Origin of the sequence: Achromobacter pestifer (genome assembly GCF_013267355.1) — a bacterium.
GTDB classification, from domain to species: Bacteria; Pseudomonadota; Gammaproteobacteria; order Burkholderiales; family Burkholderiaceae_B; genus Achromobacter; species Achromobacter pestifer_A.
Window position 1 is genome coordinate 1944504 of sequence record NZ_CP053985.1, and the last position, 23155, is coordinate 1967658.

Sequence of the window (23155 nt, forward strand, 5' to 3'; positions counted from 1 at the left end):
GGTTTCGGGCGCACGGCGTCCATGCCGCCCAGGGATTTCCCCTAGACGCATCCTGCCGCCATGACAGGACGACGACAGACGCCGGCTCCTAAGATGCCCGCAAGCTGGACACGGATCCCGCTCCAACCACAAGACCCATCGGAGACACACCCATGCTTGCCAAGTCCCAACTGGCGGCCGCCTGCGCCGCTGCTTTCGCCCTCGCCGCCGGCAGCGCCTTTGCACAGCAAGTGCCGGCCGGCTATCCCGCCGACTACCAGAAGATCCTGGACGGCGCCAAGAAGGAAGGCAAGGTCGTCATCTATTCGACCACCGACACCAAGGCCGCCGGCCCCGTCATCAAGGGCTTCGAGGCGCTGTATCCGGGCATCAAGGTCGAATACAACGACATGAACAGCACCGAGCTCTACAACCGCTACATCAGCGAGCAGGCAGCGGGCGGCACCAGCGGCGACATCGTCTGGAGTTCCTCGATGGACTCGGCGCTGAAGCTGGCCACCGACTACGCCCTGCAGTACAAGTCGCCGGAAGTCGGCAAGCTGCCGGCCTGGGCAGTGTGGAAGGATTCTGCCTACGGCACCACCTACGAGCCGGCCGTGTTCATCTACAACAAGCGCCTGATCCCCGCCGCTGAAGTGCCCACCACGCACGGCGCGCTGGCCAAGCTGATCGCCAGCCAGCCGGACAAGTTCAAGAACAAGGTCACCACCTACGACATCGAGAAATCGGCGGTCGGCTTCATGCTGGCGGTGCAGGACAAGGTCAACGACCCCAAGTACTTCGAGACGCTCAAGGGCATCGCCGCGGGCGGCCTGATCGTGCAGTCGTCGACCGGCACCATGATGGAACGCGTGTCCTCCGGCGAAAACCTGATCGGCTACAACATCCTGGGCTCCTACGCCGAAACGCGCGCCAAGAACGACCCGTCGCTGGGCGTGGCCTACCCGACCGACTACGCGCTGGTCCTGTCGCGCGTCGCGTTCATCAGCAAGAAGGCCAAGAACCGCAACGCCGCCAAACTGTGGATGGACTACCTGCTGTCGCAGAAGGGCCAGACCATCCTGGCGAACCAGGCCGACCTGGCCTCGGTGCGCGACGACATCGAAGGCGACAACGACGTCGACGGCATGACCAAGAAGCTGGGCGCCTCGCTCAAGCCGATTCCGGTCAACGAAACGCTGCTGGACTACCTGGAGCAGAACAAGCGCCTGCAGTTCATCAAGGACTGGCGCGCCGCGGCAGGCAAGTAATGCCGCGCGGCCCGGACCGGAGCCACGGCTCCGGGCCGCCTTGCGCGTAGGGGACGGCGGCGTGCCGCCGTCCGCCTGACCGCCGCCGGGGCGGTCGCCCCCGACCCGGCCGCGCGACCTTCGCGCCATTCAAGAACACAGGATTCCCCATGCAGTCATTGCGCTCGAAATGGCAGTCCCTGCCCCGCGGCGTGGTGGTGCTGATCACGGCTTTGGCAATTTATGTGCCGCTGTCGTTCATCATCATCCAGAGCTTTCTGTCCGCGCCCTTCTTTGCCCCGTCCAAGAGCTTCAGCCTGGACGCGTTCCGCTTCATCTTCGCGGATCCCGATTTCTACAAGGCGCTGAAAAGCGGCTTCATCCTGGCCTTCGGCCTGGCCATCATCGCCATCCCGCTGGGCGGCATGCTGGCGTTCCTGATGATACGCACGGACCTGCCCGGCCGCCGCTGGATCGAGCCGCTGATCCTGGTGCCGGTGTTCGTGTCGCCCATGGTGCTGGGCTTCGGCTATGTGGTGGCCGCGGGTCCGGTGGGCTTTTTCTCGATCTGGGCGCAGAACCTGCTGGGCTTCGTGCCCTGGAACGTCTATTCGCTGACCAGCATCGTCATCATCGCCGGCCTGACCCACGTGCCGCACGCCTATCTATACATCTCGTCGGCGCTGCGCAGCATGGGCTCGGACGTCGAGGAGGCTGCCCGCGTGGCCGGCGCCTCGCCGCTGCGCGTGATGGTGTCGGTCAGCCTGCCCATGGTGCGCCCGGCCATGCTGTACGCCACCGTGCTGCTGTTCTTCCTGGGCCTGGAAGTGTTCGGCCTGGTGCTGGTGCTGGGCGATCCCGAAGGCAACCTGGTGCTGGCCACGTACCTGTACAAGCTCACCAACAAGCTGGGCATCCCGTCCTATCACCTGATGGCCGCCGTGGCCGTGGTGCTGATCTGCATGACGATCCCGCTGGTGATGCTGCAACGCCGCCTGATGCGCACCGCCAACCGCTTCGTCACCGTCAAGGGCAAGGCCTCGCGGGCCCGCGCCCTGCCGCTGGGCAAATGGCGCTGGGTGGCCGGCGCGGTGGTGGCGTTCTGGCTGCTGGTGACCATCGTGGTGCCGCTGATGGGCGTGCTGCTGCGCGCCTTCGTGTCGAACTGGGGCATGGGCGTGTCGCTGTTCGACGTGCTGTCGCTGGATGCGTTCCGCACGGTGTTCGCGCAGCCCAACCTGATGCGCGCCATCGTCAATTCGGTGGCCATCGGCGTGTTCGGCGGCGCGCTGGCCGTGCTCTGCTACATGTTCGTGGGCCTGGCCATGCACCGCAAGCCGGACAACATCACCCGCTTCATGGACTACAGCGTGCTGGTGCCGCGCGCGGTGCCGGGCCTCCTGGCCGGCCTGGCGTTCCTGTGGGTGTTCCTGTTCGTGCCGATGTGGCTGGACAACGCCCTGGACGAAGGCGGCTGGCTGTCGGCCCTGCCCTTCGCGGAATGGCTGCGCGAGAACTTCATCGAATGGCTGCGCGCCATGCGCAGCACCATCTTCAGCGTGTGGCTGGCCTACACGGTGGTGTGGATGGCCTACGGCCTGCGGCTGATCTCCTCGACCCTGCTGCAAGTGGGGCCGGAGCTGGAAGAAGCCGCCCGCAGCGCCGGCGCGCGCCGCGGCCAGGTCACCCGCCACGTCACGGTGCCGCTGGCCAAGTACGGCCTGATCGGTTCCTGGCTGCTGATGTTCCTGATCTTCGAGCGCGAGTACTCCACCGGCGTCTACCTGCTGTCGCCCGGCACGGAGACCATCGGCTCCATGCTGGTGTCGCTGTGGGCCTCGGGCGCCATCGACATCGTGGCCGCGCTTTCCTTCATCAATATCGTTCTGGTCGTGATCGGCCTGGGCGTCGCCCTGCGATTCGGAGTCAAACTTCATGATTGAGCTTTCTGTAGAAGACCTGCACCTGGATTACGGCGACAACCCGGTGCTCAAGGGCGTGTCGATGCAGCTGCGCCAGGGCGAAGTGGTGTCGCTGCTGGGCCCCTCGGGCAGCGGCAAGACCACGCTGCTGCGCGCCGTGGCCGGCCTGGAAGGCCCCAAGCGCGGCCGCATCACCATCGGCGAGCGCATCGTCTACGACGGCGCGGCGAAGAAGGAGATCCCGGCCGAGGAGCGCAACCTGGGCCTGGTGTTCCAGTCCTATGCCCTGTGGCCCCACAAGACCGTGTTCGAAAACGTGGCCTACCCGCTCAAGCTGCGCAAGGTGCCCGGCGCCGAGGTGCGCGAACGCGTCCAGGCCGTGCTGGACCAACTGGGCCTGGGCAAGCTGGGCCAGCGCCATCCGCATGCCCTGTCCGGCGGCCAGCAGCAGCGCGTGGCCATCGGCCGGGCGCTGGTGTACAGCCCGCCCGTCATCCTGCTGGACGAACCGCTGTCCAACCTGGACGCCAAGCTGCGCGAAGAGGCCCGCGCCTTCCTGCGCGAGCTGATCATGCGCCTGGGCCTGTCGGCCTTGATGGTGACGCATGACCAGAGCGAAGCCATGGCGATCTCGGACCGCATCCTGCTGCTGAACAACGGCAAGATCGAACAGCAGGGCACGCCGCAGGAGATGTACGGCTCCCCCTCCACCCTGTTCACCGCCGAATTCATGGGCAGCAATAACCGACTGGACGGCAAGGTCACCGAAGTACGCGACGGTCAGGCCCGCATCGAAGGGCGCGGCTGGTCGCTGTGGGGCAAGGCCAGCCCGGGCGTGGCCCAGGGCCAGGACGCCACCGCGGTCATCCGGGTGGAGCAGGTGCGGCTGGCGGACGACCCCGACGGCAACCACGTGGACATGCCGCTGCTGACCAGCATGTACCTGGGCGACCGCTGGGAGTACCTGTTCCGCACCCCCGACGCCGACCCGGCCCATACCCTGGCGCTGCGCGCCTACGGCCCCGAAGGCCGCGAGCCCGGTCCCTGCCGGTTGGCCCTGCCCGCCAGCAAAGTCTGGGTGTTTCCCCGCGCCGGCGCCTGAAGCGCCATCCGGCGTGCGCCCCGGGACCCCGCGGCGCACGCCAGGCCTAGGCTGTCAGTGTGAACCGCCCTTGGCGCCCGGCGGGCCTGGACTGGCTCTACAATGCGCAGGTGCAACACCTCGCTGATTCCCCCTCCCCGCTGAGCCGTTACCTGCGGTGGCTGGGCGCCCCCGCCCAGCATTACCTGCGAATCGGCATCGCGATATCGCTGTTGGTGCACGCCGGCGCCCTGGCGTGGCGCTTCGGCGCGCCCGCGCTGTCGCGTCCGCCGGTGACCAGCCTGGAAGTCGTGCTGCTCAATGCCCGCAGCGAAACGCCGCCGGAAACCCCGCGCGCGCAGGCCCAGAACCAGATGAGCGGCGGCGGCAACGCCGAGCGCGGCATGTCCACCACCCCGCTGCCCCGCACTGGCGAATCGGCCGAGACCATCGTGCTGGAGGCCATGCGCCGCCGCCAGGTGCAGCTGGAAGCCGAACAGACCCGCCTGATGACCCAGCTGCGCGCCGCCGACCGCGCGGGCGCCGAGCGTCAGGCCGTCAACCCGTGGCCCGACGGCGCCGACCTCGGCCGCGATGCCGAAGACCAGGCTAGTCTCATCCAGAGCGCCCAGGTGGCCGCGCTGGCGGCGCGGGTGCAGCAGTACAGCGCCGAGCCGCGCAAACAGTTCGTGGCGCCCTCCGCCGAGGCCTCGCGCTACGCCGCCTACCTGGACGCCTGGCGCACCCGCATCGAAACGGTCGGCACCCAGCACTACCCGGACGAGGCCCGCGGCCGCATCTACGGCTCCCTGCGCATCACGGTGTCGGTGCGCGCCGACGGCAGCATCGCCAATGTCGATATCGACCAGCCCTCGCCGCATGCCGTGCTGAACCAGGCGGCCCGCCGCATCGTCCAGCTGGCCGCGCCCTTCCCGCCGTTCCCGCCCGATATCGCGCGCGACACGGACGTGCTGGTCATCACCCGTACCTGGCATTTCGTCAACGACACCCTGGAAACACAAGCCCCATGACCGAGGCGCCCCCTCTCGCCAGATACGCCGTCATCGGCAACCCCATCGCGCACAGCCGCTCGCCCCAGATCCACGCCATGTTTGCCGAACAGACCGGCAAGCCGCTGCGCTACGACCGCCTGCTGGCCCCGGTGGACGGCTTTGCCGACGCCGTCGCCGCCTTCGTGGCCGAGGGCGGGCTGGGCCTGAACGTGACGGTGCCCTTCAAGCTGGACGCCTACGCCCTGGCGGCCGGCCGCCTCTCCAGCCGCGCCCGCCTGGCCGGCGCGGTCAACACCCTGTCCTGGCGCGACGGCGCCTGGCATGGCTGCAATACCGACGGCGTGGGACTGGTATCGGACCTGCTGCGCCTGGGCCTGCGCCTCGCCGGGGCGTCCGTGCTGCTGGTCGGCGCGGGCGGCGCCGCCCGCGGCGTGCTGCAGCCGCTGGCCGAGGCTGGCTGCGCCCGCATCCACATCGTCAACCGCACCGCGTCCAAGGCGGAAGAACTGGCTGCCTCCTGGCGCGACAGCGGCGTGTCGCCGCAGACGCCCGTCACCGGCGGCAGCCTGGCGGACGCCGCCCTGGCCGGCGGCTGGAACCTGGTCATCAACGCCACCGCCAGCGGCCTGCAGAACGCCGCCCCTGACCTGCCCCCGGGCCTCTACGCGCCCGGCGCCGCCGCCTACGACATGATGTACGGCGCCCAGCCCACCGCCTTCATGCAACAGGCTCAAGCCGACGGCGCCGCCCTCGCGGCCGATGGCCTGGGCATGCTGGTGGGCCAGGCGGCCGAGAGTTTCTACATCTGGCATGGCGTGCGTCCCGACCCCGCCCCCGTGCTGGCCGCGCTGCGCGAGGCGCTCAAGGCCGGGCAATAGACGGCATGGCGACGCGCAAGGGCCGCTCCTGGTTCCGGATCATCAGCGGCGCGCTGATGGCGCTGGTGTGCCTGGTGCTGCTCTACCAGTTCTGGCTGTTCGCCCAGGTGGTCTGGTACAACTACCGCCCCCCGGGCAGCAGCGCGATCATGCGCGAGGAACGCTCCCGCCTGAGCGACGGCAACCCCGATTTCGAGCTGAAATACGAATGGGTGCCCTACGACAAGATCAACCGCAACCTCAAGCGCGCGGTCGTGGCGTCCGAGGACTCCAACTTCACCGAGCATGACGGCGTCGAATGGGACGCCATCCGCAAGGCCTGGGAATACAACCAGAAGCAGCAGGAAGCCGGCCGCGGCAAGGTGCGCGGCGGCTCCACCATCACCCAGCAGCTGGCCAAGAACCTGTTCCTGTCCAGCTCCCGCAGCTATATCCGCAAGGGCCAGGAACTCGTGCTGACCTACATGATCGAACACGTCATGAGCAAGGAGCGGATCCTGGAGCTGTATCTGAACGTGGCGGAATGGGGCGAAGGCGTGTTCGGCGCCCAGGCCGCCGCCAAACACTATTTCAATACCTCCGCCGCCAATCTTGGGGCCAGCCAGTCGGCCCGGCTGGCGGCCATGCTGCCCAACCCGCGCTTCTATGACGCCCACCGCAATACCCGGTACCTGAACTCCCGGGTCGGCGTCCTGACGCGGCGGATGCAAATGGTCGACATCCCCTGACACGGATACGGCCCTCTGGTCCCCACCCTCAGCGGCGGGATTTGTTAAGCTTTCGGGTTTAGGCGCTCCTCCTTTCTTTCATGCGTACCGCACGTCGCTACCTGGCCCGCGAGATCTATCGCTCTTGCGCAGTGGTCCTCATGGCCCTGCTGGGCCTTTTCACGTTCTTCGCGTTGGTGGACGATCTGGACAACGTGGGCGACAAGTTCTCCATGATGGCCCTGCTGTACATGCAGGCGCTGGCGATCCCGACCCGTCTCTACGACCTGCTGCCCATCGGCCTGCTGATCGGCGCCATCCTGGCGCTGGCTGGGCTGGCCCAGCGCAACGAACTGGTCATCCTGCGGGTGTCCGGCGTCAGCGGCATGAAGCTGCTGCGCATGCTCTGGATCGTCACGATCCCGCTGATGATAGGCGCGGGCCTGCTGTCCGAGTACGTCACGCCCTGGGCCGAAATCAAGTCCGGCGAGGCCAACCTGCTGTTCCGCGGCAAGGCGGGCGGCGACCGTCTCAAGAGCGGCTACTGGTTCAAGGAACCCACCGCCAACGGCGGCACCCGCATCATCAATATCGGCGAACTTAGAGGCGACGGCCAGGTAACCAACGTCACGATTTATGAGTTCAAGAAAGACCAGACGCTGTCCGTCCTGTCCACCTCGCCGCTCGGCCTGTTTCTCCATGGCGACCTGTGGCTGAACAATGTCACTGAAACGCGACTTGACGATCAGGCGGCTGAAGCATTGGCCGATGCTCGCCCACCCAAGAACCCGCCGGCTACTGTCGTGAAGGTGCAAGAGCGTCGGATTGACACGACACTCAGCGCAGAACGCCTGCTGGCCCGCGTCCTGACCCCCGAACGCATGTCCATCGCCACGCTGCTGGACTATGTGGATTATTTGCGCAACAACCAGCTGCAATATGGTCGACAGGTCGTCGCCTTGTGGCGCAAACTGGCATATCCGTTCACCCTGCTGGTCATGATCACCATTGCCGCTCCCATCGGCTTGATGCAGACGCGCCGCGGCGGCGTAGGCGCCAAGGTCTTCATCGGCATCCTGCTGGGCGTGGGCTTCTTCATGCTGAACCAGTTGGCCCTGAACGTAGGCATGCTGGGCAAATGGCCGGCCTGGCTGACCGCCCTGGGTCCGAACATCGGCGCCATGATCATGGCGCTGGGCGCGATGGGCTACATGGAGTACCGCCACACCATCGCGCGGATCGTGCAACAACGTTGGCCTTGGAGCAAAAGTCCCGCATGAACGGCAGTATCTGGATGATCGGCGACGTGCAGGGCTGCTGCTCGCCGCTGGATCGCTTGCTGTCCCACCCCGAACTGGTCGGCGATCCCAAGTCGCGCTTCTGGTTCGCCGGCGACCTGGTCAACCGCGGCCCCGAATCGCTGGAAACCCTGCGCCGCATCATCGACCTGGGCGACCGCGCGACCACGGTGCTGGGCAACCATGACCTGCACCTGCTGGCCACGGCCGCGGGGGTGCGCAAGCCCTCAAAATCGGACACGCTCGAGGACGTCCTGCGGGCGCCGGACGCGGCCGACCTGATCAACTGGCTGCGCTTTCGCCCGCTGGCCCACTTCGAACAGAACCACCTGCTGGTCCACGCCGGCACGCTGGCCAAATGGGACGTGGCCAAGACGCTGGCCCTGGCCGGCGAAGTCCAGGACGCCCTGCGCGGGCCGAACTGGCAGAAGGCGCTGCAAAAGATGTACGGCAACGAGCCGGCCACGTGGAAGGAAGACCACAAGGGCGGCAAGCGCATGCGGGTCATCATCAACGCGCTGACGCGCATCCGCCTGTGCACGCCCAACGGCCACATGGAATTCGCCACCAAGGTGACGCCGGGCGCCTGGCCGACCGGCCTGGTGCCCTGGTTCGACGTGCCCAACCGCGCCACGCGCAATGTCACGACGGTGTTCGGGCATTGGTCGACGCTGGGGTTGTTGCAGCGGCCTGATGTAATTTGCCTGGATACGGGGTGCGTTTGGGGCGGGTCGCTGACGGCTTTGCGGTTGCAGGATCGGAGGCTGGTGCAGGTGAAGTGCTCGCAGTTTCAGGATCCGTTGTCTGAGTAGCGGTTTCGAGGACTTTTTTCCGGCTCGGTTTGATTGCTTCGTGGGCCGTAGCGTAGTGCTTCGTAGGCCGCCCGTCGGCGGGAACGCCTGAGTGGCGAGCGCCCACGATTGCGGTCCGGAGCCTTCGCTCCGGACTGCCCCGTCGTCATCTTCGTCCAGGCCTTCGGCCTTCCCTTCAGATTCCCTCGGGCGCATCGAGGTTGCTCGCCACCCAGGCGTCCGCGCCGACGGGCTACCTGAATCTTGGCCTGTCGCGCCGCTAGAGCCGTGGTCAGGGGCGAGTCGTTGCTTGCCCGTCATTCTCGGCCGCGCGGGCGGCCGAGAATGACATACGTGATTTCTTGAATTTCTATTGTGTTCGCTTGCGCGAATGCGATCAGCTGTTAGTTGATGGCCGCCAGCTAGCGGGGGTGGGCGGTGATGGGTGGCGCGCGATGGCGAACCGTTTGCGCATGCTGACCATCACGCGCGCCACCCATCCGACACTGACGTTGAATGACGATTGTTGGCCAACCGACGCACTTCAGCGCCCTACATACCAAAATTCACCAACCACCAACTGCACTCACCACCAGCGCGCAGCGCCAACACGCGACGCAAGACACCGCGTAAGCCCCAAAAGGCCGCCCGCGCGGCCGGCCTGGGGCGGGCCCCGCAAGACACGCCACCAACCACTGCTCTAGCCGCGCAACAAGCCAAGACGCACGTAGTCCGTCGTCGCGGGCGGCGTGGCGGCTCGCAACCTCGATGCGCCCGAGGGAATCTGAAGGAACCGCCAAAGGCGGTGACGAAGATGACGAAGGGGCAGTCCGGAGCGAACGCTCCGGACCGCAATCGTGGGCGCGAGCCGCCACGCCGCCCGCGACGACGGACGACCTACGAAGCACTTACGAGCTACAGCACACTCAAAATCGCATCTCGAGCCTGATGCGAAAGCTCCAGCCGAGTAGGCAGACTCCCGTCCGGATGCCGCGCCGCCAACGGCGGCAGGAACACCACTTCGACGGCCAACCCCGTCACGCCCAGCACCCGCCAGAGATTCGCCACCAAGGACTCCTCCCCCACGAACGCCGCATAGCCGCTGCGCTTGCCATGCTGCAGGAACCGCAAGGCCACCGGCTGGATCTCGACGGCGGCGGAACGCGCCGGTTCAAACAGGCTGGCATGGAAAGGCAGCAGTTCGAAACCCTCGGTCGTCGTCCCTTCGGGGAACAATCCCACCGCATCGCCCTGCTTGAAGCGGGCCTGCATGGATTCGCCCATGGCGTGCACCGCGTGGCGCTGGCCGCGTTCGATGAAAAGCGTGCCGGCGCCGGCCACCAGCCAGCCGATGATAGGCCAGCTGCGGATTTCGCTTTTGGCGACGAAGGACGTGGCGCGCGCCGAATTCAGCACGAAGATATCGATCCAGGACACGTGGTTGGCCACCATCAGCACCGGACCGGTCAGGCGCGGTTCGCCCTTGAGGATGACCCGCAGGCCACAGAAGGCCATCAGGCAGCGCGACCAGCGGCGGTTCAGCCAGGCGCGCGACTTGTGCCCGATCAGCGGATACACCAGGCCCACGCACAAGAGGCCGAAGAGAATCCAGGGCACCACGAGGAACAGCCTAAGGACAAAGCGCAGCAGCTTCAAACCGGAGTCTCCCAGGCCAGGCTGCCACCGACCACGGTGGCGCGTACACGGCCGGGCAGCATCATACCCGCGAACGGGGTGTGGCCGCTGCGGCTTTGCAGGGCAGCCGGCATCACCAGCCATTCGGCGTCCAGGTCGGCCAGGCACAGGTCTGCTGGCGCTCCCACGCCCAGATGGCCAGCCGTTGCAGCCTGCGGCGCGATCTTGTCCAGTACCGCGGCGGGTCCGCTAGTGATGCGCGCCAGCGCTTCGGCCAAGGGGCGCCGGTGGTCACGCGCCCACTTCAGGGCCAGGGACAACAACAGCTCCAGCCCCGTGGCGCCAGGCTCGGCCAACGGGAATGGCACGGCTTTGGCGGCGTCGTCGACGGGGGTGTGATCGGAGCACAGCGCGTCGACCGTGCCGTCGGCCAGCGCCGCCTGGATCGCGTCGCGGTCGCGCTGGCCGCGCAGCGGCGGATTCAGGCGGAAGTCCGTGTTGAAGAAGCCGATGTCCACGTCGGTCAGGTGCAGGCTGTGGGCGGACACGTCGGCCGTGACCGGCAGGCCCTCGCGCCGGGCGGCGCGCAGCAGCTCCAGCCCGGCGGCCGTGGACAGCCGCGTCAGATGCACGCGCGCGCCGGTGGCGCGCTGCAGTTCGAAAATGGTGTGCAGCGCCACGGTTTCCGCTTGCGGCGGCAGCCCTTCGAGGCCCAGGCGTTCGGCGTAGGCGCCGCTGGCGGCGGCCGCGCTGCGCGCAAGCCACGGGTCTTGCGGGCGCAGCCACAGCGCCAGGCCCATGCCGCTGGCGTAGCGCATCGCGCCCCAGAGCACGCGCGTGTCGGCGATGCCTTGCTCGCCTTGCGCATAGGCCAGGCAGCCCGCCTGGGCCAGCAGGCCCATCTCCGCCAGCGTTTCGCCCGCCAGCCCCACGGTCATCGCGCCCAGCGGATGGATCCGGCATTGCCCGGCCTCGGCGTGGCGCATCAAGGCCTCGGCCTTGCCGGGTTCATCCAGCGGCGCGCCGGGGTCCGGCGGCAGCACCAGCCGGGTGACGCCGCCGGCAAGCGCCGCACGCAGTTCGGAAGGCGCGAATGCCGCCGCGCCGGGCTGCGACACCCGCGCGGACAGATCGATCAGACCCGGCAAGACCGCCAGTCCACTTGCGTCCAGGCGACGGTCCGCGAGAAAGCCGTCGGGCTCGCTGCCCACGGCGACGACATGGCCGTCGGCGATGTAGAGGTCGTGCTGCCCGTCCACCGCGTTGGCAGGATCGATCAGCCGGCCATTGGCGATATGCAGTCTCATGCCGCGTCTCCGGTCAGCAGGTCCAGGGCGGCCAGGCGCAAATGCTGTTCGATATCCGCCAGCCGCGTCTCGATGGGCTCAAGGCTGGCCGACACATCGCCGTCGACCTCGATGCCGGGTGTCAGCGCGCCTGCCGGCAACAGCAAGGCATCAGGGCGGCACGCGGCCATGACATCCGGCGTCAAGCCGTAGGCCTGCGCATATTCGCGGGCAGAAGGCAGCTGCGAGCCGCTGATGCCTTCCACTTGCAAGGGCAGCACGATGACGACGTCGGCGTCCTGCAGCCCTTCCCGCAGCGAGGCGCAGGCGCGCACGCCCAACTGCGGCAGGCCATCGGGCAACAGGGTACGCGGCGCGGCGGCGCGGACTTCGGGCACGCCCAGCGTGGTCATGGCATGGATGACGGAGCGCGCCACGCGCGAGTGGCGGATGTCGCCCACCAGCGTCACGGCCAGATTGGTCAGGTCCTGCCGCGCCTCGAGCATGGCCTGCACCAGCGCCAATGCCGGCAAGGGGTCGGCGTGGCAGCCGTCGCCCGCATTCAGGATGCGCAGGCCGGGCGCCGCGCGCGCGGCCGCGCAATGGGCCGCGCCGCTGGCGCCATGGCGCAGCACCAGCACGCCCGGCGCCAGCCGGGCAGCGGTTGCGGCCAGCGCCTCGGCGGCTTGCGGATCCAGCGCCAGCGGCGACAGCGACAGATGCTGCGCAGCGGCGGCAAAGGCGCCGCGGTCCTGCGAGGCCTCGCCGGGCAGGCACAGGAACACCGGCATCGCGCACGAGCGACTGGCGGGCGTCTCGCCTGCGGCATGGCCGCGCGCCACGTCCAGCAGCCGTTCGACATGCCTCCTGGGCAGCCCTTCGGTGGTCAGCAGGTGTATCAGTTCGCCGCGGCGATCGAGTTGCGGATTGAGCATAGGCAGGCCGGACCGCGCGCCTCAGGACGCAGGCAGGGTGTCCAGGTATCGTTGCAGGATGACGGCCGCGGCCATCGCGTCGTCGGCGGCATGGGTGCCCAGCAGGCGCTGCGCCTCCATGCTGGAGCCGCGTTCATCGACCAGTTCGACCGCCAGGCCGAAGCGGCCGTGCAATTGATTGGCGAAGCGGCGGCAGCGCGCGGTGGCCGGCTGTTCGCCGCCGTCGGCGTCCAGCGCCAGGCCCACCACGACGCGATGGGGCTGCCATTCCTGCAAGAGCGCCGCGATGCGGCCGAAGCGCGCCTCGCGGACTTCGCTGAAGATGATTTCCAGCGGACGCGCGTGGCGCGTCAGCGTATTGCCGATGGCGATGCCGATCTTCTTCTCGCCGAAATCGAAGGCAAGCAGGGTCTCTTCAGGCATGGCCGGCATCGCCCGCCAGCATCACCGGGTCGATGCCCAGCAGCTTCAGCGCGGCCGGATAGCGTTCCTCGGGGGGCACGTCGAAAATGATGCTGTCGTCCGCGCCCACGCTGAGCCAGGCGTTCTGGGCCATCTCGCTTTCGAGCTGGCCCGCGCCCCAGCCGGCGTAGCCCAGCGTGACCAGCATGCGGGCCGGCCCCTTGCCGTCGGCCACGGCCTGCAGCACGTCGCGCGAGGTGGTCAGTGCCATGTCGCCCAGCTTGATGCTGGAGCTGTAGTCGCCGGCCGGCGCGTGCAGCACGAAACCGCGGTCGGTCTGCACCGGACCGCCAAAAAAGACCAAGGTGTCCTTCACCGGACCGATCTCGAGCGTCAAGTCGATGCGCTCGAACAGGGTGCCCAGCGTCAGGTCGGTGGGCCGGTTGATGACCAGGCCCAGCGCGCCGCGCTCGGTGTGCTCGCACACATAGATGACCGAGCCTGCCAGGCTGCCTTCCACCATGCCCGGCATGGCGATGAGGAACTGGTTGGCGAAGTTGGCTGCCTGCGTCGTGGCGTCTTGGTGATGTTTTTCCGTCATGGCAACCCCTACATGGGTAATCTGAAAGAACCGTGGGGAGGCCGCGCGTGCCCAGCAAGCATCATGCCTGGCGGCAGTCCGTCCCACGGTTGCGAAGGATGGGGCGTAGTCCCATCTTACGAGCCTTGGCGGAATATGTCGGCGCTGCGGCCTCAGATTTCCATCAGTTCGAAGTCCTCTTTGCGGGCGCCGCATTCAGGACAGACCCAGTTCGGCGGCACGTCTTCCCAGCGGGTGCCGGGGGCAATGCCTTCGTCGGGCAGGCCGGCCTCTTCGTCGTAGACCCAGCCGCAAATCAAACACATCCAAGTACGCATAGTTCTCTCTTACATCAAATCCAGGCCCTTGCCCCGGTGTCAGGGCAAAGGTGAGGGGCTTCCATTAGAATGGGGACAATCTTACCGAAACCCAATAGGGGTTCCCCTGATTCACCGCAAATGAGTCCGGGCGCACCCCCACTCTAGCGCTGTCCAAGTGGCCCCCGTTACTCCCCCTCTCGTTTTGGTCTTCGGCCCGCTCGATCCCTCGGGCTCCGACGGCCTGCCGGCAGACGCCGTCACCTGCGCCAGCCTGGGCTGCCATGGCCTCGCGGCCGTGACCGCGCTGACCGTGCGGGACACCGCCGGCATTGAAGAAATCCATCCCGTCACACCCGATCTGCTGGACGACCAGGCGCGCTGCCTGCTCGAAGACATGTCCGTGCAGGCCATCAAGGTGGGCGGACTATACACCGCGGAAACCGCCAGCGTGGCGGCCCAGGTCGCCGCCGACTACAGCCAGGTGCCGCTGGTGCTGCATCTGGGCCAGCGCGCCCAGCCGCCGGCCGACGCCGCCGACGAGGACGACGCCGACGACCTGTTGGCCGCCACCCTGGAGCTGGTGCTGCCGCAGACGGATCTGCTGGTCATCGAGCACCTGCGCCTGGCGCAGTGGCACGCCGACGGTGACATCGATATCGGGGACGCACCGACGCCCATGCACGCCTTGCTGGCGGCGGGCGCCGAGTGGGTCCTGGTCCTGGGCAGCCCGCAGCGGCCCGGCCACTACGCCAACATGCTGCTGGGCCCCAACGGCCAGACCGCCACCCTGCCCTGGCAAGCGCCCCCGGACCGCAACGGCGACGCCGGCGGCGTGGCCGCCAGCGCCATCGCCGCCATGCTGGCCCGCGGCCTGGAAATGCCCGAAGCCGTGCGCCAGGGCCTGGCGCACGCCGACGCGGCGGTTGCCGCCAGCTTCCTGCCGGGCATGGGCCGGCGCATTCCCAACCGGATGCCTCCCCAATGAAAGCGCTGCGTTTCCCCACCGGCCTGTATGGCGTCACCCCCGAATGGGACGACACCGATCGCCTGCTGCTGGCGGTGCGCCAGGCCGCCGAGGGCGGCATGCGCTCGCTGCAGCTGCGCCGCAAGAACGTGCCCGATGCCGTGCGCGCCGCCCAGGCCCGCGCGCTGGCGCCGCTGTGCCGCGAGCTGGGCGTGGTCTTCCTGATCAATGACGACTGGCGCCTGGCGCTGGACGTGGGCGCCGACGGCGCGCACGTCGGCCGCGAGGACGAAAGCCTGGCGCGCATCCGCGCCGAGGCCGGCCCCGACCTGATCCTGGGCGGCTCCAGCTACGACGACCTGGGCCGCGCCCAGGAACTGCTGGCCGCGGGTGCCGACTACATCGCCTTTGGCGCCATGTACGCATCCACGGTCAAACCCGACACCGTGCGCGCGCCGCTATCGGTCCTAACCGAAGCCCGCCGCCTGACCGACAGCTGGGACGCTCCGCGCCCCGCGGTAGTCGCCATCGGCGGCATCACGCCCGACAACGCGCCACTGGTGGCGCAGGCTGGCGCCGACGCCATCGCCGTCATCACCGCGCTTTTCGAGGCGCCCAGCATCCGCGCCGCCGCGGCCGCATGCTCCGCGCCCTACTCCGCCAACCCCAACCGCAAGCCTTGAACGCCATGTCCAGTAACGCTCAGCTTTTCGAACGCGCCTGCCGCAGCATCCCCGGCGGCGTCAATTCGCCCGTGCGCGCCTTCCGCTCCGTGGGCGGCACGCCGCGCTTCATCAAGCGCGCGCAGGGCCCGTACGTGTGGGACGCGGAAGACAAGCAGTACATCGATTACGTGGGCTCCTGGGGCCCCGCCATCCTCGGCCACTCGCATCCCGAAGTGGTGCGCGCGGTGCAGGAAGCGGCCGTCAACGGCCTGTCCTTCGGCGCGCCCACCGAGGCGGAAATCGAGCTGGCCGAAGTGCTGATCTCGCGCCTGCCCTCGCTGGAGCAGGTGCGCCTGGTCAGCTCGGGCACGGAAGCGACCATGACGGCCATTCGCCTGGCCCGCGGCGCCACCGGCCGCGCCAAGATCGTGAAGTTCGAAGGCTGCTATCACGGCCATTCGGACAGCCTGCTGGTCAAGGCCGGCTCGGGCCTGCTGACCTTCGGCAACCCCAGCTCGGCCGGCGTGCCGCCGGAATTCGTGTCGCACACGCTGACCCTGGAATACAACAACCTGGACGCCGTGCGCGAGGCCTTCGCCCAGCATGGCGCCGACATCGCCTGCATCATCGTCGAGCCGGTCGCCGGCAACATGAACCTGATCAAGCCGGCCCCGGGCTTCCTGGAAGGCCTGCGCGAAGTCTGCACGCAGCACGGCGCGCTGCTGATCTTCGACGAAGTGATGACCGGCTTCCGCGTCGGCCCGCAAGGCGTGCAGGGCCTGACCGGGGTCCAGCCCGACATCACCACGCTGGCCAAGGTGATCGGCGGCGGCATGCCCGTGGGCGCCTTCGGCGGCAGCGCCGAAATCATGAAGAACATCGCCCCGCTGGGCGGCGTCTACCAGGCCGGCACGCTGTCGGGCAACCCGGTGGCCGTCGCCGCGGGCCTGGCCACGATGCGCCTGATCGCCGCTCCCGGCTTCTACGACAAGCTGACGGCCCAGACCGCCAAGCTGGCCCAGGGCCTGCAGGAACGCGCCCGCGCCGCCGGCCTGGCTTTCTCGGCCGACTCGGTGGGCGGCATGTTCGGCATCTACTTCAGCGACAAGGTGCCGGCCTCGTTCGCCGAGGTCTCGGCCTGCGACACGGCGGCGTTCAATCGCTTCTTCCATGCCATGCTGGACCACGGCGTGCACTTCGCGCCGTCCGCCTTCGAAGCCGGCTTCGTTTCGGCCACGCATGACGACGCGGTGATCAAGTCCACCCTGGACATCGCCGAAAAGGTCTTCGCGTCGCTGTAACCCGGCTGGGGAGCCGGCCCGCGGCCGCTCCCCTCAGGGCGCCTTGTAGTGCTCGTACAAGGCGGTCACATCCCGGACGTAGGCCTGGGTTTCCGCATAGGGCGGCACGGCGTCGTACTTGCGCACCGCCCCTTCCCCCGCGTTATAGGCCGCCAGCGCCAGATCCAGCCGGCCTGGATACTGGTCGATCAGCCGGCGCAGATGGCGCGACCCCGCGTTCACATTGGTCGCCGGATCCACCAGCGCCGTCTCCACGTCCGTCACCGACAGCAGCGGCGCCGCCGTGGCCGGCATCAGCTGCATCAGGCCCAGCGCCCCCTTGGGCGAGCGCGCATCACTGCGAAAGCCCGATTCGATCGCGATCACCGCCGTCAGCAAGGCCTGGTCCACGCCCGACTCCCGCGCCGCCCGCGCAATCAGCCCGTCGTGCGCGGCAGGCACCTTGAGGTCGCCCCAGCGCTGCGCGCGCGAAGCCGAAGCCAGCGTCACCAGGCGGGCGCCGTCGCCCGACTTGGGCTCGCACTCCAGACAGACCTTCATGCCGCTGCCGCGCCAGGCGGTCCTGGCCTGCGCCCGCTTGTAATACTTGGCGTAGCCCGTGGGCACCTTCATGGACCGCCAGACGCCGTAAGGATCCTTGTAACGGTAGATATCGGCCGCCTGGGCGGAACTGGCGGACGCCAACATCAGCACGCCGGCCACCACGGCCGCCAGCGCCGCCATGCCGCCAGCGCGCGCCAGGAGGGCGCGCAGGACCGGCAGGACGGGACGGGGGTGGCGGTGCATGGGATGGCGCTCCGGCGGCGTCCGAGGACGCATGGTGGAGGTCCTATGCTGCGGCGACTGCGTCGTTTTGTCGCTAGTACCGACGCCCTAGTCCTGGCCTGCCGGTCGCCATCCCAGGGGAAAACAGGGGCGGAACTAGGGCATGCGGCGGAATTTGTCGATCCTACTTTCCAATAGTTATGGAAGCTTGGGATAGAATATGACTTAATATTTCCTATAATTACCAAATGAGTGAACTTGGCGGCTAGCGCCAAGGGCGGGAGACGCTGAGATGGACGCAGAAAACACGCTCCAGTTGGTGCTGGATGCCACGACCAACGTCCTGACGGCGGTCTACACGCCGCCTGCGTGTCCCGATCCGGCGGATTCCGCCGCCGAGGCCGGCTCGCCGGCCCCCCGGGCCGAGGCGGACGGCGCGGCCGACCCCGACCCCGACCCCGACCACGGCGCCGACGTGGCCCTCGCCGAAGAAGCCACCGAACCGCATCCCCGCATCGACCCTGAGCTGCCCAGCTGGGACTCCCTGGCGGCCGCGGCCGTGGCCCTGGGCTGGGACGCCGAGGCGCTGGACAGCCAGGCCGTCCTGAGCTTCATCGACCTCTGCCGCCACGCCACGGCAACCGTGCAGGCTCCGGTCGGCCAGCTCATCCACGGCTCGCTCGAATTGGAGCTGGACGCCACGCGCATGTCCGCCCTGCTGACCCTGCTGCCGCCCAAGGGCGGCAAGCCTGTAACACTGGAAGCCGTGCGCCAGGTGCTGGCCGAGCGCGGCATCGTCCACGGCATCCTCGAACAGGAATTGATCGACGCCGTCACGCAGGGCCGCCGCGAAACCGTGCAGATCGCCCGCGGCACGCCGCCTACCCGCGGCACCCCGACACGCTTCGAAAGCCTGCTGGACCGCCTGAAGCCGCGCGGCCAGGATATCGACGAACTGGCCCAGGTGGACTACCGCGACCTGGGCAGCCTGCTGCTGGTGACGCCTGGCATGCCCCTGATGCGGCGCACGCCGCCCCTGCCCGGCGTGGACGGTACCACCGTGCTGGGCGAGCCTATCCTGCCCGACGAACTGCCCGACACGCCGTTCGCCAGCGACCTGTCCGGCGCGGCGGTCGATCCTGAAGATCCGCTGCTGCTGCGCGCCATCATCGCCGGCACGCCCACCCTGGTCAGCCACGGCGTGCAGGTCAACCCCATGGTCGAGGTGGACGCCGTCAACCTCAGCACCGGCAACATCCATTTCGAGGGTTCGCTGCTGGTGCGCGGCGACATCGCCGCCACCATGGAAGTCCACGTGACCGGCGACGTGGTGGTCAACGGCACCATGGAAGCGGCGCTGGTCGAGGCCGGCGGCAACGTGACGGTCAAGGGCGGCATCATCGGCCTGGCCGAAGCCCTGCAGGACGCCGCGGCCGCCGCGCGCACCGCCCGCGTCGTCTGCGGCGGCGCGCTGCGCGCCAAGTTCATCGAGAACGCCGTCATCAGCGCGGGCAAGGATGTGGACGTGGAGCGCGAAGTCCGCCAGAGCAGCATTGCGTCCGGCGGCAGCATCAACGTCGGCCCGCCCAACACCCAGCAAAGCGCCATCACCGGCGGCCAGACCCGCGCCATGCAGGCCGTGCGCGCCGGCACCATAGGCTCGCCTTCAGGCATCCCGACGCTGGTGCAGGCCGGCCTGGATCCGCACGCCGACATCAAGCGCACGGCGCTGGCGCGCAAGCGCCAGAAGATGCACGAGGAAAAATCCAAGCTGGAACAGCTACTGATGTTCCTGAAGGCCAATCCGCAGCGCGCCCCGGGCGACGTGGCCGACCGCGCCCGCAACACCCACGTCAAGCTCAGCCAGGACCTGCTGGCGCTGGACGCGGAGGAAACCCAGCTGGTGCAGGACCTGCAGCCCCTGGCCAGCGCCACCATCCAGGCCGCGCGCCGCTTCTGCAGCGGCGTGACGATTCAGGTGGGCAACAAGATGCAGGAATTCCTGGAAGACCAGATCGGCGGCAAGGCCGCCGTCGAAGAAGGGCAGATCGTCATCCGCTGACTCCGCCCGCTGGCGCCCTCAGGGCGCCAGCTCCTTGAACCAGGCGCGCGGCGAGATGCCGCGGTCCGGGCCCAGGATGGAAAAGCCGCCGTCCACGGGAATGTCCACCCCCGTCATCCACGAAGCCGCGTCGGAGCAGGCGAAGCACACGGCCGCGGCGATCTCCTCGCCCGAGCCGACCCGCCCCAGCGGGTGGAAATGCGCGCCCACCGCGTCCGCCGCCGGACGCGACCCGCCCGACAACTGCTCCACCGACGGCGACCAGGTCCAGGCGGGCGACACCGCCAGCACCCGCACGCCGGCCGGCGCCAGCTCCACCGCGAAGTTCTTGGTGATCTGCAGCAGCGCCGCCTTGGACGCCGGATAAAGCGCGCGTCCGGCCGCGCCGAACTTGCCGCCCGTGCTGCCCATGTTCACCACCACGCCGCCGCGCGGCAGCAGCGGCGCAGCCAGTTGCGTGAAGATCGCGGCCGACACCAGGTTGGTGTCCAGCGTGCTGTGCCATTCCTCGCGCGACGAGGCCAGGCCCCGGTCCGCGTACTGGCAGGCGTTGTTGACCAGGATGTCCAGCCTGCCGTAGCGCGCCACGGCGGCGTCGATGCAGCGCTGGATCTGGTCGTCCTGCCCGATGTCGGTTTCGCAGTACAGCGCGCGGCCGTCCAGGTCCCTTTCCAACGCGCGGCCGGCCTCGGCATTGCGCCCGACCAGCACCACCTTGACGCCGGCCGCAGCCAGCCCGCGCGCGATGTCCGCCCCCAATCCCTGGGTGCTGCCGGTGACGATGGCGGTCTTGCCGGCCAGCCCGGGAAAGCCTGTGAAATCCATGATGAATCCTTGATCAATGAGGCGCGGCGGCCCAGCGCACAGCTTCCGCCACCGGCCCCGTTTGCGCAATCAGGCGCATGCTGGCCAGCGACGCGTCATGCACCGCCGGGTCGGCGGATGCGCAGGCGTCCTGCGCCACCATGACCTCGAAGCCGATATCGGCCGCATGGCGCACCGTACCCTCCACCACCGAATGCGTGGCGACGCCCGCCACCACCAGCCGGCGCGCGCCCAAGAGCCGCAGGGTCTCTTCCAGCGGCGTGCCGTAGAAGGCGCTGATGCGGGTGTGCTTCACCACGAACTCGCGCGCGCTGCCGGCCAGCGGCTGCAGCCCGTCATAGAAGGCGCTGCCCCACTGCCCCTCAGGCACGGCGCCGATGGCGGCCACGTTGCGGAAGATGGGACAGTTGGCCATCAGGTCGGCGTAGTCCGGCCGGAACGCGATGCGCACATGCACGATGGGCAGGTCATGGGCCCGCGCCCCCGCCAGCAGGGCCGCGGCGTTGTCCAGCAGGCGCTGGCGCGCGCCGCCGTCCGCATCCAGGCCGACGCGGATCTTGCCCTTGGGGTGCAGCACGTCGTTCTGGAAGTGCAGCGCCAGCACCGCGGCGTCGGTCGCGGTCACACGAACACCTCGAACACGTCGTGCACGTCGTCGCAATTGACCAGGTCCACGCGCTTCATGCGGATGCGCCAGCCGTCGCCCTCGGCGGCCAGCTTGTGGGTATAGCGGCCTGCCAACTGGCGCGGCTGGCGCTTGCGCCATTCGGTCATCTGGAAGGTGGAATGCACCACCAGGTTGCCGCCGGCGTCCACGCCCTCGATCTCCACCGCGCCCACCAGCCGCGCGCTGCGCGTAGGCGGCTGCTGCGACCAGTTGCGCGGATGCTCCAGCCGGCGGATGCGCACGTCGCGCAGCATGCGGTCTTCCCAGAACAGCGAGATATGGTCGTACGGACTTTGCTGGCCCGGCACGCGCGGCATCCAATACATCCCGTCCGTCGTCCACAGCGCCTGCCAGTCGTCGTAGCGGCGTTCGTCCAGCAGGCGCGCTTCGCGATACAGGAACTGCGCGATGCGGTGATAGGCGTCGGCCGGCACGTCGGCCGGCGACAGGCCTGCGGTGCTCACGTCGAAATCAAGGTCTAGCAGCATGAGCGGTCTCCGGTGGCGGCGGCCGCTTCCGTGGCGGCGGCGCCGGCTTCCATATAGGTCTTCCAGGCGCTGAACTGGTTGCGCATGGGCAGCTCGCTGGTACCGTTGACCGACACCAGGCCTTCGGTATCGCTGCGGTCGCTGCCGTGGTAGCGGTGCATGCTGACCCATTCGCCGCCGCGCGTGGCATTGCCTTCCTGGCAGCGGTTGTAGAGTTCGATGTCGTCCGGCATGACATTGGACGAGGGTGAATTGATGACGTTGGCGTACAGCATGGCGCGCTTGAACACGCCATCCGGCGCGCCCTTGCAGCGGAAGGTCTGGATCTCGATCATGGTGCGGTCCACGGCGATGGGGCGGATCACGCGGAACTGCTGGAACACCGTGTGGGGCGAGCCGCTGCCGTAGATCACCGTGTTGTGCCGGTTCATGCCCAGGATCTCGCGGGCGCGCGTCTCGCCGTAGGCGGCGGTCAGGGTTTCGAAGTGCGCGCGCGACACCGGGTCGCGCTCGGCCGCGCCCGGATTGAAGATGCCTTCCATGTAGCCATGGCCGTTGGGATAGGCCCGCAGCTCCAGCTTTTCCCAGAATTCGTAGGGCTCGCCGTTGCCGTCCATGATGTGCAGCTCCAGCGGCATCTCGCCCATTTCCTTGGCCTCGTCGCGGGCCGCGGCATACGACGATTCATGCGTGACGCGGGCATGCATGGTGTCGTGCAGGTTCTCGTAGAACACCTTCCAGTTCGAACGCTGCATGACGCGGAAGATGCCGCCGGCCACTTCCACCTCGCCCACCGGCGAACGGTCGCATAGATTATCGATGGACGAAAGCACGCCGCCCAGGAAGTCTTCCAGCGCCGGGCCTTCCTTGGCCTGGCTGGCGAACACGAAGCCGCGATAGCTTTCCACCCGCGCCACGCGGCGCATCGAAAAGGACGGATCGGCGGGGTCGTAGGACGTGCCTTCCAACCCTTGCTTCAAGGGCACGCCCAGATGGCTGCCGTCCAGTTTGAAGGTCCAGGCATGGTAGGGGCAGCGGAAGAACTTGCCGACACAGCCTTCGCCGTCGGCCACCACCTTGGCGCCCTTGTGCGGGCAGCGGTTGTACAGCACGTGCACGCGGCCGTCGGTCGCCCGCACCATCAGCACGTCCTGGTCGCCCAGGCGCGTGGTGTGGTAGTCGCCCGTCTTGGGCACCTGACTTTCATGCCCCACGTAGATCCAGGCGCGGCCGTAGATCCGCTGCATCTCCAGGTCGAAGATGGCAGGGTCGGTATAGACGCCGCGGTGCACGCTATCGCCGCGCACCATCGCGGCCAATTGTTCTTCGGTGTATGACATG

At 68.3% G+C, this 23155-nt stretch carries 23 protein-coding genes; 12 read left to right on the top strand and 11 right to left on the bottom strand.

What is annotated here, in order from left to right; all coding sequences use genetic code 11:
* Window positions 1-152: 152 nt before the first annotated feature.
* The 8 genes from FOC84_RS09440 to FOC84_RS09475 all read left to right on the top strand — a co-directional run bounded on the left by FOC84_RS09440 (window position 153) and on the right by FOC84_RS09475 (window position 8940).
* On the top strand, window positions 153-1250 hold the full coding sequence (locus FOC84_RS09440; RefSeq protein ID WP_173144185.1) for an ABC transporter substrate-binding protein: 1098 nt from the start codon (window positions 153-155) through the stop codon (window positions 1248-1250).
* A gap of 149 nt (window positions 1251-1399) precedes the next feature.
* On the top strand, window positions 1400-3172 hold the full coding sequence (locus FOC84_RS09445) for an ABC transporter permease (RefSeq protein WP_173144186.1): 1773 nt from the start codon (window positions 1400-1402) through the stop codon (window positions 3170-3172).
* Window positions 3165-4253, top strand: a complete 1089-nt coding sequence (locus FOC84_RS09450) for an ABC transporter ATP-binding protein (protein ID WP_173144187.1) — start codon at window positions 3165-3167, stop codon at window positions 4251-4253. The genes FOC84_RS09445 and FOC84_RS09450 overlap by 8 nt, the downstream gene beginning before the upstream one ends.
* A 110-nt stretch (window positions 4254-4363) precedes the next feature.
* A complete protein-coding gene (locus FOC84_RS09455) occupies window positions 4364-5263 on the top strand; it encodes a TonB family protein (protein WP_173150038.1) in 900 nt (299 codons plus the stop codon).
* The gene (gene aroE / locus FOC84_RS09460) at window positions 5260-6123 is read left to right on the top strand and encodes a shikimate dehydrogenase (RefSeq protein ID WP_173144188.1); all 864 of its coding nucleotides are present in this window, start codon (window positions 5260-5262) and stop codon (window positions 6121-6123) included. The genes FOC84_RS09455 and aroE overlap by 4 nt, the downstream gene beginning before the upstream one ends.
* A 5-nt stretch (window positions 6124-6128) precedes the next feature.
* Complete coding sequence (mtgA, locus tag FOC84_RS09465; protein WP_173144189.1) at window positions 6129-6851, top strand: monofunctional biosynthetic peptidoglycan transglycosylase; 723 nt, start codon at window positions 6129-6131, stop codon at window positions 6849-6851.
* An 80-nt stretch (window positions 6852-6931) separates the two neighbouring features.
* Window positions 6932-8110, top strand: a complete 1179-nt coding sequence (gene lptG / locus FOC84_RS09470) for an LPS export ABC transporter permease LptG (RefSeq protein WP_173144190.1) — start codon at window positions 6932-6934, stop codon at window positions 8108-8110.
* A complete protein-coding gene (locus FOC84_RS09475) occupies window positions 8107-8940 on the top strand; it encodes a symmetrical bis(5'-nucleosyl)-tetraphosphatase (RefSeq protein WP_173144191.1) in 834 nt (277 codons plus the stop codon). Before lptG ends, FOC84_RS09475 begins: the two co-directional genes overlap by 4 nt.
* Before the next feature lie 894 nt (window positions 8941-9834).
* Here FOC84_RS09475 and FOC84_RS09480 read toward each other — a convergent pair.
* The 6 genes from FOC84_RS09480 to FOC84_RS09505 form a co-directional block, all read right to left on the bottom strand.
* Window positions 9835-10575 carry a lysophospholipid acyltransferase family protein gene (locus FOC84_RS09480; RefSeq protein WP_173144192.1) on the bottom strand — a complete coding sequence of 247 codons (741 nt, stop codon included), beginning with the start codon at window positions 10573-10575 and terminating at the stop codon, window positions 9835-9837.
* Window positions 10572-11861 carry a dihydroorotase gene (locus FOC84_RS09485; RefSeq protein ID WP_173144193.1) on the bottom strand — a complete coding sequence of 430 codons (1290 nt, stop codon included), beginning with the start codon at window positions 11859-11861 and terminating at the stop codon, window positions 10572-10574. Before FOC84_RS09485 ends, FOC84_RS09480 begins: the two co-directional genes overlap by 4 nt.
* Window positions 11858-12775: an aspartate carbamoyltransferase gene (locus FOC84_RS09490; RefSeq protein ID WP_173144194.1), complete on the bottom strand. Its 918-nt coding sequence runs from the start codon at window positions 12773-12775 to the stop codon at window positions 11858-11860. Before FOC84_RS09490 ends, FOC84_RS09485 begins: the two co-directional genes overlap by 4 nt.
* 21 nt (window positions 12776-12796) lie before the next feature.
* The gene (gene ruvX, locus FOC84_RS09495) at window positions 12797-13198 is read right to left on the bottom strand and encodes a Holliday junction resolvase RuvX (RefSeq protein ID WP_173144195.1); all 402 of its coding nucleotides are present in this window, start codon (window positions 13196-13198) and stop codon (window positions 12797-12799) included.
* On the bottom strand, window positions 13191-13778 hold the full coding sequence (locus FOC84_RS09500; protein ID WP_173144196.1) for a YqgE/AlgH family protein: 588 nt from the start codon (window positions 13776-13778) through the stop codon (window positions 13191-13193). Before FOC84_RS09500 ends, ruvX begins: the two co-directional genes overlap by 8 nt.
* 152 nt (window positions 13779-13930) lie before the next feature.
* Window positions 13931-14095 carry a rubredoxin gene (locus FOC84_RS09505; protein WP_003814980.1) on the bottom strand — a complete coding sequence of 55 codons (165 nt, stop codon included), beginning with the start codon at window positions 14093-14095 and terminating at the stop codon, window positions 13931-13933.
* Between the two features lie 157 nt (window positions 14096-14252).
* On the opposite strand from FOC84_RS09505, the gene FOC84_RS09510 reads away from it, so the two are divergent.
* The 3 genes from FOC84_RS09510 to hemL are packed head-to-tail and all read left to right on the top strand — an operon-like array spanning window position 14253 to window position 17007.
* On the top strand, window positions 14253-15062 hold the full coding sequence (locus FOC84_RS09510; RefSeq protein WP_173144197.1) for a bifunctional hydroxymethylpyrimidine kinase/phosphomethylpyrimidine kinase: 810 nt from the start codon (window positions 14253-14255) through the stop codon (window positions 15060-15062).
* Window positions 15059-15724 carry a thiamine phosphate synthase gene (gene thiE, locus FOC84_RS09515; RefSeq protein WP_173144198.1) on the top strand — a complete coding sequence of 222 codons (666 nt, stop codon included), beginning with the start codon at window positions 15059-15061 and terminating at the stop codon, window positions 15722-15724. The genes FOC84_RS09510 and thiE overlap by 4 nt, the downstream gene beginning before the upstream one ends.
* Window positions 15725-15729: 5 nt before the next feature.
* Window positions 15730-17007, top strand: a complete 1278-nt coding sequence (gene hemL, locus FOC84_RS09520) for a glutamate-1-semialdehyde 2,1-aminomutase (protein WP_173144199.1) — start codon at window positions 15730-15732, stop codon at window positions 17005-17007.
* Window positions 17008-17040: 33 nt separating this feature from the next.
* On the opposite strand, the gene FOC84_RS09525 is transcribed toward hemL, so the two are convergent.
* Window positions 17041-17793, bottom strand: a complete 753-nt coding sequence (locus FOC84_RS09525) for a lytic transglycosylase domain-containing protein (RefSeq protein ID WP_173144200.1) — start codon at window positions 17791-17793, stop codon at window positions 17041-17043.
* 271 nt (window positions 17794-18064) lie between these two features.
* Here FOC84_RS09525 and FOC84_RS09530 point away from each other — a divergent pair, with 271 nt between their 5' ends.
* Window positions 18065-19834 (top strand): DUF342 domain-containing protein, encoded by a 1770-nt coding sequence (locus FOC84_RS09530; RefSeq protein WP_173144201.1) that lies wholly within the window; start codon window positions 18065-18067, stop codon window positions 19832-19834.
* Window positions 19835-19852: 18 nt separating this feature from the next.
* On the opposite strand, the gene FOC84_RS09535 is transcribed toward FOC84_RS09530, so the two are convergent.
* From FOC84_RS09535 to FOC84_RS09550, 4 genes are read right to left on the bottom strand one after another with little or no spacing between them, the layout of a single operon-like run.
* Window positions 19853-20659, bottom strand: coding sequence for an SDR family oxidoreductase (locus FOC84_RS09535; RefSeq protein WP_173144202.1), 807 nt, complete (start codon window positions 20657-20659; stop codon window positions 19853-19855).
* A 13-nt stretch (window positions 20660-20672) separates the two neighbouring features.
* On the bottom strand, window positions 20673-21284 hold the full coding sequence (locus tag FOC84_RS09540) for a cysteine hydrolase family protein (protein WP_173144203.1): 612 nt from the start codon (window positions 21282-21284) through the stop codon (window positions 20673-20675).
* Window positions 21281-21814: an aromatic-ring-hydroxylating dioxygenase subunit beta gene (locus FOC84_RS09545; protein ID WP_173144204.1), complete on the bottom strand. Its 534-nt coding sequence runs from the start codon at window positions 21812-21814 to the stop codon at window positions 21281-21283. Before FOC84_RS09545 ends, FOC84_RS09540 begins: the two co-directional genes overlap by 4 nt.
* Window positions 21805-23154: an aromatic ring-hydroxylating dioxygenase subunit alpha gene (locus FOC84_RS09550; protein WP_173144205.1), complete on the bottom strand. Its 1350-nt coding sequence runs from the start codon at window positions 23152-23154 to the stop codon at window positions 21805-21807. Before FOC84_RS09550 ends, FOC84_RS09545 begins: the two co-directional genes overlap by 10 nt.
* Window position 23155: the final 1 nt, after the last annotated feature.